The organism is Citrobacter werkmanii, assembly GCF_008693645.1.
Classification (GTDB): Bacteria; Pseudomonadota; Gammaproteobacteria; order Enterobacterales; family Enterobacteriaceae; genus Citrobacter; species Citrobacter werkmanii.
Window position 1 is genome coordinate 4,418,793 of the sequence record NZ_CP044101.1, and the last position, 13,000, is coordinate 4,431,792.

Sequence of the window (13,000 nt, forward strand, 5' to 3'; positions counted from 1 at the left end):
ACGTTTCGTAATGAAACTCATTTTCGCGTTGTTTTTTTCCATGCTGACTTCGCCAGAATCTCTCTATCGCCTCCGCACCATGAACATGCATTCGGGGGTTTGTCTTACACTCAACCTCGAGGGCCGTTATGTCTCAATTCTTTTTTAACCAACGCACCCAGCTTGTGAGCGACGTGATCGACGGTGCAATTATCACCAGCCCGTGGAATAACCTGGCGCGTCTGGAGAGCGATCCGGCCATTCGCGTCGTGGTTCGCCGCGACCTTAACAAAAATAACGTGGCGGTGATCTCCGGCGGCGGTTCAGGGCACGAACCCGCGCACGTTGGGTTTATCGGCAAAGGCATGCTGACCGCGGCGGTCTGCGGCGACGTGTTCGCCTCCCCGAGCGTGGATGCGGTACTGACCGCTATTCAGGCAGTGACCGGTGAGGCTGGCTGTCTGTTGATCGTGAAGAACTACACCGGTGACCGTCTAAATTTCGGTCTCGCCGCCGAGAAAGCGCGACGCCTGGGCTACAACGTTGAAATGCTGATAGTCGGTGACGACATCTCCCTGCCGGATAACAAACATCCGCGTGGCATTGCGGGAACCATCCTGGTGCATAAAATCGCCGGCTATTTCGCTGAACGCGGCTACAACCTCGCCACCGTCCTGCGTGAAGCGCAGTACGCAGCCAACAACACCTTCAGCCTGGGCGTCGCCCTCTCCAGCTGTCATCTGCCGCAAGAAACCGACGCCGCGCCGCGCCATCATCCGGGTCATGCTGAGCTGGGCATGGGCATTCACGGCGAGCCGGGGGCCTCGGTTATTGATACCCAAAACAGTGCGCAGGTGGTGAACCTGATGGTGGATAAGCTGCTGACGGTCCTGCCTGAAACCGGCAGAGTGGCGGTGATGATTAACAATCTTGGCGGCGTATCCGTTGCGGAAATGGCCATTATCACCCGCGAACTGGCCAGCAGTCCGCTATCCCCACGCATCGACTGGCTGATGGGTCCGGCCTCGCTGGTCACCGCGCTGGATATGAAAGGATTCTCACTAACGGCCATCGTGCTGGAAGAGAGCATCGAAAAAGCGCTGCTGACCGAAGTGGAAACCAGCAACTGGCCGACTCCCGTCCCACCGCGTGAAATCAGCTACGCGCCATCATCCCAGCGCAGCGCGCACGTGGAATTCCAGCCCTCTGCCAACGCGCGGGTCGCTGAAATTGTGGAGCAGGTCACCGGAACGCTTTCCAATCTGGAAGCACATCTCAACGCGCTGGATGCCAAAGTCGGCGATGGCGATACGGGTTCAACCTTTGCCGCCGGCGCGCGTGAAATTGCCAGTCTGCTGCAGCGTCAGCAGCTTCCGCTGGATGACCTTGCCACGCTGTTCGCGCTGATTGGCGAACGCCTGACCGTGGTGATGGGGGGTTCCAGCGGCGTGCTGATGTCTATTTTCTTTACCGCCGCCGGGCAGAAACTGGAACAGGGAGCTAACGTTGCCGAAGCGCTGAATGCGGGTCTGGAGCAGATGAAGTTCTACGGCGGCGCAGACGAAGGCGATCGCACCATGATAGATGCACTGCAACCCGCGCTGACCTCACTGCTGGCGCATCCGGACAACCTGCATGCCGCTTTTGACGCCGCGCAAGCCGGGGCCGAACGAACCTGTTTGTCGAGCAAAGCCAATGCGGGTCGCGCATCGTATCTGAGCAGCGAAAGTTTGCTGGGTAATATGGATCCCGGGGCGCATGCCGTCGCAATGGTATTTAAAGCGCTGGCGGAGAGTGAGTTGGGTTAAGTGATAAATGCCTGATGCGCTTCGCGCATCAGGCAGAACGTTAACGATAAACGCGGAGGCCACCCTCGACGCCGCGGCTAAACAGTACCTGCCAAAGCTCAATATCTCTGGCGCGGAAAGCCCCAGCGCAGGCGCATAAATAGTAATTAAACATTCTTCTGAAGGTGGCGGAGTAACGTGAAGACAGCTCCGGCCATGCCTGATTAAAACGCTCATGCCAGGCCATCAGCGTTTTATCGTAATCACTGCCAAAGTTATGCCAGTCTTCCATTACAAAGCGTGATTCGCTGGCCTCGGCAATATGCGATATCGACGGTAAGCAACCGTTCGGGAAAATGTATTTATTGATCCACGGATCGACGCTCATCCCCTTTTTGTTGCTGCCAATGGTATGCAGCAGGAACAGCCCGTCCGGTTTTAAACAACGGTCGGCGATGCTGAAATAGGTGTCGTAGTTTTTCGGCCCGACGTGTTCGAACATCCCCACGGAGACAATGCGATCGTAGTGTTTATCGAGGTCACGATAATCCTGCAGCAGAATATTAACGTCCAGTCCTTCACAGCGCTGTTGCGCCATTTTCTGCTGCTCTTTAGAGATAGTGACGCCTTCTACCGCCACGCCGTAATGACGCGCTGCATATTCCGCCAGTCCGCCCCAGCCACAACCGATATCGAGTAAACGCATACCCGGTTTGAGTTGTAGCTTCTCACAAATCATTTTTAATTTGGCATTTTGCGCATCGTCTAATGTGGTCGCGTCTTTCCAGTAACCACAGGAATATTGCATATGCGGATCCAGCATCAGCGCAAAAAGATCGTTCCCAATATCATAATGTTCTTTGCCGACAATCCAAGCGCGGCTCCGCGACTGCAAATTAAACAGGCGAGCGCTGGCAATGCGTAAAATATCTTTCAGGTTGCCCGGCATTTGCTGGTCGAGTTTTGCTTTGAGAATTTTACAGAACAGAATATCGAGCCGCTCGCAGTCCCACCAGCCTTCCATATAGCTTTCGCCCAGCCCTAACGAGCCTTGTTGCAGTACCCGCTTAAAGAAACCGGCATGATGAAGTTGAATGTCCCAGGCACGAGAGCCATTAATCTGGATATCCGCTTGCGAAAGCAGCTCTTTCCCCATTCGGGTCCAGTTATCATTTGTTTCATTGACGATGACAGCATCTGAACAAAGCGTGTTCATGGTATTTACCAAAGTGGGCTAAAAATCGTTACGCAAGATTATTATGGAAAACTGAATGTATGTATTATGATCTGCGGACAAAATCTATCGAATAGCGGACACATCACCGGGAGCATTGACGATTTATTTATGGAGACTCTCGCGCAAAAACAGTGGAATTCATTCCCCGATAACTCCATTACGGAGCTGCCGCAGGACGTGTACTTTCGTTCTTATGTCCTGGAAGCCAACCATCATGTTCCGCAGCATTCGCACTCTTTTATGCAGTTTCATTTCGCCCGTAAAGGCAGCATGCGAATTGATGTTGCCGGCAAATGCTGGATAATCCCGGCGCATTATGGCATCTGGATCCCCAATAATACCGAACATGCGGTCTGGGCACTGGATGATGTGCATTTAGAGAATCTGGATATTAAGCCGGGTTTTCTTGAAGAAAGCATCAATGAATGTAAAGTGGTGGCGATCAGTGATTTCGCCAGAGAGTTTATTCATTACGCCACCAATTTAATTTCGGGCCATTATGATAGCCAGTCAAAAGAGGGCAAGCTGGTTAGTGTTCTGGTCGATATTATTCTGCAGCTCCCGGAAGTCGCTTTTGTATTACCCTGGCCGCACGATCGCGAATTAACCAAAGTGTGCCGGACAATTCAGGAATCCCCGGCGCTGGAGCATTCGGTTGAATACTGGGCGCAGCATCTGGGCATGTCAGCCCGTACCTTTTCACGGCATTTCAAAAAAGAAACCGGATTGCCCTTCAGCGTCTGGAAGCAAAAAATGCGTATTCTGGAGTCCGTATTAATGCTGAAGAAAAATAAAAGCGTAACTGCCGTGGCGCTGGATGTGGGGTATTCCAGCACCGCGGCATTTAGCTACGCCTTTCGCCAGGCGTTTGGCGTACCACCGTCTAATTACTGATTAACGGCGTTGATGCCAGTAAGCCGTTGCACGCACCAGTTGCTGATCGAACGCCGCGGTTTCAAAGCGAGCGCTGAGGTTTTTTACCACCCTGCCTTCGCCGGTAATCCAGATGAAATAATTGTCTGCGGGCACGTTCAGCCGCGATAAATGTTCGTTCACCGCCTGTTCGTCATGGCCGATAAACCACTGAATAGTAAACTCGTCGAGATGGGCAAAATAGTCCTGATACGCCGCATCCTGCACGCTTACCAGCGCCGTTACGTTCGGGCGTACCGCTAAACGGCTGAGCGACTCCAGCCGTCGGCGCAGCGCGGGCATTCCTGATTCATCACACACGTAAACCTGATACGCATAATCCTCTGGCACCACCAAAGAACCGCGCGGACCACCGATCGTCAGCTTGTCACCCTCGCGAGCATTCATCGCCCATGTGCTCGCCACGCCACCGTCATGAATATAAAAATCCAGCGCCAACTCATGGCGCGCTTCGTCATACAACGGCGTGTAGTCACGGGAGAGCGGACGCACACCCTCGGCCCAGACAATGCCTTCATCGGTGACAACAGGCGGCACAAAATGGCTGCCCGGCTCCGGGAAAAAGACCTTGGTATGGTCATCAAAGCCGTGCGAGCTAAAACCGTCCAGCGCATCACCGCCCAGTACGATGCGCTGAAAACCCGCGCTAATACGTTCAACGCGCAGGACGGTAAGTTCACGGAAGCGCAGTTCATTGCGAACGCGCTGTGGGTAGCGTGAGGTGTTTTTTGTCATTTTTTCGCCTTCGTGAAGATAATACGATATATCTAAATTTATTTTTAAATGATAATGATTGCTAATCAGAAAGATTGCAAGCACTTTTTTGATATAGCCACATTGTGATTACCAGCCATCACAGACCTTATAAAAATAGATAATAATCAATAAATTAAACAATATTGAATTTGTCGACTTGCATAAAAACAACATTTAGATATAAATTAGATATATCTAAAACACATCAGGAGACGATGATGCAAAACCATCATGAAGGTTGCTGTAAACAGACAGAGCACCAACACGAAGGCTGCTGCAAGGGTGAAGGACATCACCACGAAAGCCGCCACAGTGAGCACCATGCAGGCTGCTGCAAAGGTGAAGAGCATCGCCACGAAGGCTGTAACAAAGAACATCGCCATGAACAAGGATGCGGACACCGCCACGGTCGCGGCGGCGGTCGTCGGCAGCGCTTCTTTGGTCACGGCGAATTACGCCTGGTGATTCTGGATATCCTGACCCGCGACGCCAGCCACGGCTATGAACTGATTAAAGCGATTGAAACCCTGACTCAGGGTAACTACACCCCGAGCCCGGGCGTTATCTATCCGACGCTGGATCTGTTGCAGGATCAAGCCCTGATCGCCATCAGCGACGAGGAAGGCGGGCGTAAGCAGATTGCCATCACGGCTCAAGGTCTGCAGTGGCTGGATGAGAACCGCGAACATCTGGAACATATCCACGAACGTATTAAAGCCCGCTGTGTGGGTTTTGAATTACGTAAAAACCCACAGATGAAACGCGCGCTGGAGAACTTCAAAGCTGTGCTGGACCTACGTGTCAATCATGGTGATACCAGCGAGGCGCAGATCAAAAAAATCATTGGTATTATCGATCGTGCCGCGCTGGACATTACTCAGTTAGATTAATCTGCGCAGCAGGCGGAACCCGTATCCGGCGTTGCGCCTGCTGTGGTTAAGATTAATGCAGCACCGTGACCGCATCTTCCAGACGACCCGCGCGATGTTTCACCATCGCGGAAATCTGGGCACTCTCTTCAACCAGTTCAGCGTTTTTCTGCGTAATGCTGCTCAGTTCATTCACCGCACGAGTCAGGCTGGAAAGACCATCGGACTGTTCCAGCGTTGAGTGGCTGATTTGCGCGATCAGTTGAGTGACGTTTTGCACCTGCGCCACAATATCGTCCATCGTACGCCCCGCGGCGTGCACCTGATCGGAGCCGGACTGTACCTTATCGGCGCTGGCATCAATCAGCTTGCGGATATCATTGGCCGCGCTGGCGCTACGACTGGCAAGATGACGCACTTCTCCCGCCACCACCGCGAAACCTTTGCCCTGCTCGCCCGCCCTCGCGGCTTCAACGGCGGCGTTCAAGGCCAGAATATTGGTCTGGAAAGCAATATCGTTAATCAGCGTGGTAATGGTGCCGATCCGCTGAGTGCTGTTGGCAATATCATCCATGGTTTTGATGACGATATCCATCGCCTCGCCGCCGTGTGTTGCCGCGCTGCTGGCAGCAATCGAGAGTTTATCGGCCGCGGCGGCGGTCTCAGAGTTTTGTTTCACCGACGCCGCCATCTGATTCATGGTGGTCACCGTTTCCTGCACATTCTCCACGGTCTGCTGCGTATGCTTGTTCAAATCATCACTGCCTTTTGCCAGCGTTTCGCTGTCGCTGCGCACACAACTCACCTGGCTGGAGACATCATGGATGAGCCAACGGCACATTAACCCCAGTTGCCCCACCGCTCGCAGCATCAAACCCAGTTCATCACTGCGGTTAAGATGCGATACGCTGTTGCGCTCACCGGTCGCCACTTTCAACGCCTGACGAGCAACATTCTCGATGGGACGCACAATTTGCCATTCGAAAATAGCCGTCCCCAGCAGCATTACCAACGCACTCATCAACAGTAACGGCCATTCGGCGCCCATTTGCTGCAATGCGGTCGCCAGTACGGCAAACATCAATGCCATCACGCTGCGTACCCGCCAGCGAATAGGCAGTGCCGGGAGTTTACCCAACCAGCCTTTGCGTACCACCAACCCTTTATGAATACGTCGGTTGCAACGTCCTTCATTCAGCGCCTTATATAAAGGCTCTACTGCCGCAATTTCTTCGTCAGTTGCCCGGGTGCGAATCGACATGTACCCGGTTACTCGCCCTTCCCGCACCATCGGCACCGCGTTGGCCCTCACCCAGTAGTGATCGCCATTCTTACGCCGATTTTTCACAATGCCGCTCCATGGCTCACCCTGCTTAAGGGTGTACCACATATCCGCAAACGCCGCTTTTGGCATGTCCGGATGACGAACCAGGTTGTGCGGCTTATCGAGCAATTCATTCAGTTGATAGCCGCTGACCTGGACAAAGGTATCGTTCGCATGAGTGATATAGCTTTGTAAGTCGGTGGTTGACATGAGGGTGATATCATCATCCAGCGGTGTATTTTGCTGACTAACGTAGGGATGAGAAGACATGGTTGCGTCCTGTGCAGGTTATCTGGTTGTTAACTCTTTCGGCTTATGTTATTTCGGCGATAATCTTTTTATCTTTAGTTGTTAAATTTGATTTAGATCGCAATTTGCGATTAAACCTCAAAATCTGTACGCATTCTAATTCGTTGATTTAAAATACTTTCATTAAGTAACTATTCAATTGCACGTCTTCCCCCGCACCGTGACAGTGCAAACATTGCCCATTTTTAGCGCAAATACGCGTTAATTCGATCTGTTTTCAGGTGCCAAATCTGGGCAAAATGCCAGCAAATGTTAAATGCTGGCATTAAATGTTGCGCAAATAAGATGTTTCCTGGTGTTTATCCCGATTTTTGCTAAGCGCGCCGGAATGGCGCAATCCCTGCAATACTTAAATCAGTATCATGTGATACGCCAGCTCCGGGAGCATATTTTGAACAGGTTACCTTCCAGCGCATCGGCCCTGGCCTGCAGCGCACACGCACTGAATCTCATCGAAAAGCGCACGCTTGATCATGAGGAAATGAAATCATTAAACCGAGAGGTGATTGAGTACTTTAAGGAGCATGTCAATCCGGGGTTCTTAGAGTATCGAAAATCTGTAACTGCAGGCGGGGATTACGGAGCCGTAGAGTGGCAAGCGGGAAGCCTGAATACGCTTGTCGACACCCAGGGACAGGAGTTTGTTGATTGCCTGGGTGGTTTTGGCATTTTCAACGTGGGGCACCGTAATCCAGTCGTGGTTTCCGCCGTACAGAATCAACTCGCGAAACAACCTCTGCACAGCCAGGAGTTACTTGACCCGTTGCGGGCCATGCTGGCAAAAACCCTCGCCGCACTGGCGCCCGGTAAGCTGAAATACAGTTTTTTCTGTAACAGCGGGACCGAGTCGGTTGAAGCCGCCCTGAAGCTGGCGAAAGCGTATCAATCGCCGCGCGGTAAATTTACATTTATCGCCACCAGCGGCGCATTCCATGGTAAATCCCTGGGCGCGCTGTCCGCCACGGCGAAATCCACCTTCCGTAAACCCTTTATGCCGCTGCTGCCGGGCTTCCGTCATGTGCCGTTTGGCGATATTAACGCGATGCGTACCATGCTCAGCGAATGTAAAAAGACCGGTGACGACGTCGCCGCCGTGATCCTCGAACCTATCCAGGGTGAAGGGGGCGTGATCCTGCCGCCGCAAGGGTATTTGACCGCCGTGCGTAAACTTTGCGATGAGTTTGGCGCGCTGATGATCCTTGACGAAGTGCAGACCGGCATGGGGCGTACCGGCAAAATGTTCGCCTGCGAGCACGAAAACGTGCAGCCCGACATTATGTGTCTGGCCAAAGCGTTGGGCGGCGGCGTGATGCCGATTGGCGCAACCATTGCCACCGAAGAGGTGTTCTCCGTCCTGTTCGATAATCCTTTCCTGCATACCACTACGTTTGGCGGCAACCCGCTCGCGTGTGCGGCGGCGCTGGCCACCATTAACGTCCTGCTGGAGCAAAATTTACCGGCTCAGGCAGAGCAGAAAGGCGATATGTTGCTGGATGGTTTCCGCCAGCTTGCGCGGGAATACCCGGATCTGGTGCACGATGTACGCGGCAAAGGCATGTTGATGGCGATTGAGTTTGTCGATAATGAAATCGGCTATAACTTTGCCAGTGAGATGTTCCGCCAGCGGGTGTTGGTCGCCGGGACCCTGAACAATGCCAAGACGATCCGCATCGAACCGCCGCTAACGTTAACGATCGAGCAATGCGATCTGGTGTTGCGATCAACACGCAAAGCCCTGGCAGCATTACGGGTGAGCGTGGAGCAAATGTAATACCTGTCGGATGGCGCTGCGCGTGTCCGGCCTACGAAAGCGTGTCCTTTGTAGGCTCAGGCGTAGCCGCCATCCGGCAGAATCGTTCTCTGGCCCCATTCCTTTTTTGAATCCCATCACAATCACGGCATTCCTCTTTTCCCTTTTACGCTGCGACGGCTAAATTATTAACTCATCCGACCACATAACAATAATTTTACATACTGGACACCTTTATGAGCTATTCGTCGCTGTTCGCCCCGCTCGATTTAGGCTTCACCACGCTTAAAAACCGCGTGTTGATGGGTTCAATGCACACCGGGCTGGAAGAGTATCCCGATGGCGCCCAACGGCTGGCCGCATTCTATGCCGAACGCGCGCGTCACGGCGTGGCTCTGATTGTGACCGGAGGCATTGCGCCAGCGTTATCCGGCGTGGGTATGGAAGGCGGCGCGGTGCTCAACGATACCAGCCAGCTCGCGCACCATCGTGTGATTACCGATGCCGTGCATGACGAAGGCGGCAAAATCGCACTGCAAATCCTGCATACCGGGCGTTACAGCTATCAGCCGCATCTGGTGGCGCCTTCCGCCATTCAGGCGCCCATCAACCGCTTTACGCCGCATGAACTGACGCACGATGAAGTTCTGCAACTGATTGAGGATTTTGCCCACTGCGCGCAGTTGGCGCGAGAAGCGGGCTACGATGGCGTGGAAGTGATGGGCTCGGAAGGGTATCTCATCAACGAATTCCTGACCCTGCGCACCAATCAGCGCGACGACGAATGGGGCGGTGAGTATGCCAACCGCATGCGTTTTGCCGTCGAGGTGGTGCGGGCAGTACGTCAGCGTGCCGGCAATGATTTTATTATTATCTTCCGCCTGTCGATGCTCGATCTGGTAGAAAACGGCGGCACCTTCGAGGAAACAGTCCAGTTGGCGCAGGCTGTAGAAGCCGCAGGCGCAACTATTATCAACACCGGTATTGGCTGGCACGAGGCGCGTATTCCCACCATCGCCACCCCGGTGCCGCGTGGCGCATTTAGCTGGGTGACGCGCAAGCTGAAAGGTCATGTGACGATCCCCCTGGTCACCACCAACCGCATTAACGATCCTAAAGTCGCCGATGACATTCTGGCCCGCGGCGATGCCGATATGGTGTCGATGGCCCGTCCGTTCCTCGCCGATGCCGAACTGCTGTCAAAAGCGCAAAGCGGACGGTCGGATGAGATCAATACCTGTATCGGTTGCAACCAGGCCTGCCTGGATCAGATCTTCGTCGGCAAAGTCACCTCTTGTCTGGTGAATCCACGCGCCTGCCATGAAACCAAAATGCCGATCGTTACAGCCACTGTGCCGAAAAATCTGGCGGTTGTCGGCGCGGGTCCTGCTGGCCTCGCGTTTGCCATTAATGCCGCCGCGCGCGGGCATCACGTGACACTGTTTGACGCCCATAGCGAGATTGGCGGACAGTTTAATATCGCCAAACAGATCCCCGGCAAAGAAGAATTCTATGAAACCCTGCGCTACTACCGTCGGATGATCGACGTGACGGGCGTGACGCTAAGGCTGAACCACGTTGTCACGGCGCGCGATCTGGAAACTTTTGACGAGGCGATCCTCGCCAGCGGGATCGAACCGCGGATGCCGCCGATCGAGGGGATCGATCATCCGAAAGTGTTGAGCTATCTTGACGTCCTGCGCGATAAAGCGCCGGTGGGTAAACGCGTCGCCATCATTGGTTGCGGCGGGATCGGTTTTGATACCGCCATGTATCTGAGCCAACCCGGCGATCCCACTAGCCAGAACATCGCGGAGTTCTGTGTGGAATGGGGGATCGACACCAGCCTGCAACAGCCTGGCGGATTACGCCCGGAAGGTCCGCACTTATCCCGCAGTCCGCGTCAGATAGTGATGTTGCAGCGCAAGGCCAGCAAACCGGGGCAAGGTTTAGGTAAAACGACGGGCTGGATCCATCGTGCCACCCTGCTCTCACGCGGCGTGAAAATGATCCCGGCGGTCAGTTACCAGAAAATTGATGATGATGGATTACACGTCGTATTGAACGGCGAACCGGTAATCTTTAACGTGGATAACGTGGTGATTTGCGCCGGACAAGAGCCACGCCGTGAGCTGGTCGATCCTCTCCACGCGGCAGGTAAAACGGTGCATCTGATCGGCGGCTGCGATGTGGCGTTGGAACTGGATGCCCGCCGCGCTATCGCGCAAGGCACGAGGCTGGCACTGGAAATTTAACGGCATGTCTTTCGTGTGCCGGATAAGGCGCTCACGCCTCCATCCGGCACACGCGATTACCGACGACGACCTAATTTCACCGATTTGAGAATCACAAACTTATTATTGGTGGCGATGGTCTCGCAGTTGCCGAAAATCTTCTTCAGCTTGTGGAAGTAGTCGAGGTGACGGTTCGCCACGATATACAGCTCGCCGTTGATTTTCAGGCAGCGACGGGCGTGATGGAACATCTCCCAGGCGATATTGTCGGTCAGCGCGTGCTTCTGATGGAACGGCGGGTTGCACAGCACGGCATTAAAGCGGAACGGCTCAACCCCGGACAGCGCGTTGTTAATCATAAACTCGCAGCGATCCAGCGCCTCAGGCATATTGCTTTCGACGTTCAGACGACTTGACGCCACCGCCATCGGCGATTCATCCACAAACACCACGCTGGCTTGTGGGTTTTTCGCCAGCAATGTCAGGCCAATCACGCCATTCCCACAGCCGAGATCGACAATCTCTCCTTCAAGATTTGCAGGCAGGTGCTCAATAAAGAAGCGCGCGCCGATATCCAGTCCGGTACGAGAGAAAACGTTGGCGTGGTTATGGATAGTCCAGTCGGTACCTTCCAGCTTCCAGCTTAGCGTTTGCGAAGCAGCGGCCAGTTCAGGTTTGCTGAACGTACAGTTGATCAGACGGGCTTTTTTCCACGCCAGCGTCGTGGTGGTTGGACCCAACACCTTTTCAAACAGCTCCAGCGTCGAGGTATGAATGTCGCGTGCTTTCGCTCCGGCAATAATCCGCGTTTGCGGCGTCACCACTTCACGCAGCGCACGCAGCTGTTGCTCCAGCAGGGCCATGGTTTTAGGAATTTTAATCAGCACCACGCCCGGCGCCTGCGGATAGTCAGCGGTGCTGTCGAGAAACTTGACGCTCGATTCGGCGATGTCGTTGTGACGCAGGTTCTCGCGAGTGGCAAGTTCGCTGAGGTAGGAGTCGCCAATGCTGTACGGTGTATGTTCCGCCAGCGCACAGCCCAGCGCGCCAAAGGTATCATTCAGGATCAGCACCGGGCCGCTAATCTCGGTATCGTCCAGCTGTTGCAGCAGATATTCATCCGCCGCTTCCCACGCCAGCAGCGGGTTAACGTCATCCGTTTCCGGGAAACGTTTAAGTGACAGCGAACGGAAACCGTTGTCTATGTGGCTCATCGGCCCTCCTGAATGGTAAAATTTCGGCGTATCCCTGAAAAGGGTGCGTGAGTATACACTTTTTATACTTTATATGGGGCAATAATGAGTCAGTTGACCTATCTGCAGGGCTACCCGGAGAACCTACTTGATCAGGTACGCACATTAATTGCCGAGCAACGTCTGGGATCGGTATTAGATAAGCGCTATCCCGGCACGCATGACTTCGCGACCGACAAAGCGCTCTGGCAATATACGCAAGATCTGAAAAATCAGTTCCTGCGTAACGCCCCGCCGCTGAATAAGGTGATGTACGACAGCAAGATCCATGTTCTGAAGAATGCGCTGGGACTGCATACCGCCGTTTCTCGCGTGCAGGGAGGCAAGCTAAAAGCCAAAGCGGAGATCCGCGTGGCGACCGTTTTTCGCAATGCCCCGGAACCCTTCCTGCGAATGATCGTGGTCCATGAACTGGCGCATCTGAAAGAAAAAGAGCATAACAAAGCGTTTTACCAACTGTGCTGTCATATGGAACCTCAGTACCATCAACTGGAGTTCGATACCCGCCTGTGGTTAACGCAACAATCGTTAAAGCAAAGTGCGTAGTCGCGCACTGGCTTTGTCTTCAG

10 protein-coding genes are annotated in these 13,000 nt (G+C 53.8%); 6 read left to right on the forward strand and 4 right to left on the reverse strand.

What is annotated here, in order from left to right; genetic code table 11:
• The first annotated feature begins 128 nt into the window (after positions 1–128).
• On the forward strand, positions 129–1,787 hold the full coding sequence (locus tag FOB24_RS21715; protein WP_137350646.1) for a glycerone kinase: 1,659 nt from the start codon (positions 129–131) through the stop codon (positions 1,785–1,787).
• A gap of 40 nt (positions 1,788–1,827) precedes the next feature.
• Here the strand turns inward: FOB24_RS21715 and cfa are convergent, their stop codons facing one another.
• Complete coding sequence (gene cfa / locus FOB24_RS21720) at positions 1,828–2,982, reverse strand: cyclopropane fatty acyl phospholipid synthase (protein ID WP_038634036.1); 1,155 nt, start codon at positions 2,980–2,982, stop codon at positions 1,828–1,830.
• Positions 2,983–3,048: 66 nt separating this feature from the next.
• On the opposite strand from cfa, the gene FOB24_RS21725 reads away from it, so the two are divergent.
• On the forward strand, positions 3,049–3,897 hold the full coding sequence (locus FOB24_RS21725; protein WP_137347596.1) for a helix-turn-helix domain-containing protein: 849 nt from the start codon (positions 3,049–3,051) through the stop codon (positions 3,895–3,897).
• Here FOB24_RS21725 and FOB24_RS21730 read toward each other — a convergent pair whose 3' ends face one another.
• A complete protein-coding gene (locus FOB24_RS21730; protein ID WP_150345446.1) occupies positions 3,898–4,671 on the reverse strand; it encodes a siderophore-interacting protein in 774 nt (257 codons plus the stop codon).
• A gap of 236 nt (positions 4,672–4,907) precedes the next feature.
• Here FOB24_RS21730 and FOB24_RS21735 point away from each other — a divergent pair, with 236 nt between their 5' ends.
• A complete protein-coding gene (locus FOB24_RS21735; protein ID WP_190971848.1) occupies positions 4,908–5,582 on the forward strand; it encodes a PadR family transcriptional regulator in 675 nt (224 codons plus the stop codon).
• Positions 5,583–5,634: 52 nt separating this feature from the next.
• Here the strand turns inward: FOB24_RS21735 and FOB24_RS21740 are convergent, their stop codons facing one another.
• Positions 5,635–7,155 (reverse strand): methyl-accepting chemotaxis protein, encoded by a 1,521-nt coding sequence (locus tag FOB24_RS21740; protein WP_087856867.1) that lies wholly within the window; start codon positions 7,153–7,155, stop codon positions 5,635–5,637.
• 430 nt (positions 7,156–7,585) lie between these two features.
• Between FOB24_RS21740 and ygjG the strand changes: the two genes are divergently transcribed.
• Positions 7,586–8,965 (forward strand): putrescine aminotransferase, encoded by a 1,380-nt coding sequence (ygjG, locus tag FOB24_RS21745; RefSeq protein ID WP_167371260.1) that lies wholly within the window; start codon positions 7,586–7,588, stop codon positions 8,963–8,965.
• Between the two features lie 215 nt (positions 8,966–9,180).
• Positions 9,181–11,199, forward strand: coding sequence for an NADPH-dependent 2,4-dienoyl-CoA reductase (locus FOB24_RS21750; protein WP_137347594.1), 2,019 nt, complete (start codon positions 9,181–9,183; stop codon positions 11,197–11,199).
• A 56-nt stretch (positions 11,200–11,255) separates the two neighbouring features.
• Here FOB24_RS21750 and rlmG read toward each other — a convergent pair whose 3' ends face one another.
• Positions 11,256–12,392: a 23S rRNA (guanine(1835)-N(2))-methyltransferase RlmG gene (gene rlmG, locus FOB24_RS21755; RefSeq protein ID WP_038634052.1), complete on the reverse strand. Its 1,137-nt coding sequence runs from the start codon at positions 12,390–12,392 to the stop codon at positions 11,256–11,258.
• Between the two features lie 84 nt (positions 12,393–12,476).
• Here rlmG and FOB24_RS21760 point away from each other — a divergent pair, with 84 nt between their 5' ends.
• Positions 12,477–12,977 carry a M48 metallopeptidase family protein gene (locus tag FOB24_RS21760; protein WP_038634055.1) on the forward strand — a complete coding sequence of 167 codons (501 nt, stop codon included), beginning with the start codon at positions 12,477–12,479 and terminating at the stop codon, positions 12,975–12,977.
• Positions 12,978–13,000: the final 23 nt, after the last annotated feature.

What these genes read in the sequence shown, in the direction of transcription:
- FOB24_RS21715 (WP_137350646.1), top strand. Translation starts at nt 129, where the DNA reads ATGTCTCAATTCTTTTTTAACCAACGCACCCAGCTTGTGAGCGACGTG.
- cfa (WP_038634036.1), bottom strand. Translation starts at nt 2,982, where the DNA reads ATGAACACGCTTTGTTCAGATGCTGTCATCGTCAATGAAACAAATGAT.
- FOB24_RS21725 (WP_137347596.1), top strand. Translation starts at nt 3,049, where the DNA reads ATGATCTGCGGACAAAATCTATCGAATAGCGGACACATCACCGGGAGC.
- FOB24_RS21730 (WP_150345446.1), bottom strand. Translation starts at nt 4,671, where the DNA reads ATGACAAAAAACACCTCACGCTACCCACAGCGCGTTCGCAATGAACTG.
- FOB24_RS21735 (WP_190971848.1), top strand. Translation starts at nt 4,908, where the DNA reads ATGATGCAAAACCATCATGAAGGTTGCTGTAAACAGACAGAGCACCAA.
- FOB24_RS21740 (WP_087856867.1), bottom strand. Translation starts at nt 7,155, where the DNA reads ATGTCTTCTCATCCCTACGTTAGTCAGCAAAATACACCGCTGGATGAT.
- FOB24_RS21750 (WP_137347594.1), top strand. Translation starts at nt 9,181, where the DNA reads ATGAGCTATTCGTCGCTGTTCGCCCCGCTCGATTTAGGCTTCACCACG.
- rlmG (WP_038634052.1), bottom strand. Translation starts at nt 12,392, where the DNA reads ATGAGCCACATAGACAACGGTTTCCGTTCGCTGTCACTTAAACGTTTC.
- FOB24_RS21760 (WP_038634055.1), top strand. Translation starts at nt 12,477, where the DNA reads ATGAGTCAGTTGACCTATCTGCAGGGCTACCCGGAGAACCTACTTGAT.